Origin of the sequence: Methylobacterium sp. J-078, from assembly GCF_022829285.1 — a bacterium.
Taxonomy (GTDB): Bacteria; Pseudomonadota; Alphaproteobacteria; order Rhizobiales; family Beijerinckiaceae; genus Methylobacterium.
The window spans coordinates 1-347 of sequence record NZ_JAKSYI010000032.1 but is presented as its reverse complement, the minus strand read 5'-3'; the positions used below and the strand labels follow the sequence as shown (position 1 = coordinate 347).

Below are 347 nucleotides of genomic sequence, written 5' to 3'. Positions count from 1 at the left end.
CGTCGCGCACCAACTCCTCTTCAGCGCCGGCACGGCCCTCGGCAAGGTCGAGTTCGTGATCGTGGACGAAGGGTTCTGGCAGACCGGCATTCGCATCCCCACGCGCGGACTTACCCTCGATGAGATCGGATCGGCTGTGGGGTCGAAGGCGTCCGCGCAGGACTACCTGGCGAACGATGTCGAGGTCTACCTCGCCGACCGCGCTCGTGCCCTAAAACGGCAGGCTCAGCCAGGCCGCGTGCTCCGCGCCGACCGCGTGGCCGAGTGCCTGGACGTTGAGCTCTGCACCGCCCCCATCTCGGCCGCGTGTAAGCTAAAGTCCATGATTGTGAGCTATCCCGCGATGT

Annotated in this window: 1 protein-coding gene; it reads left to right on the top strand. The window is 65.7% G+C overall.

Annotated elements, in window-relative coordinates:
• Positions 1–347 (top strand): hypothetical protein (locus MKK58_RS02415; RefSeq protein ID WP_243910587.1); only part of this gene is annotated, 347 nt, incomplete at both ends.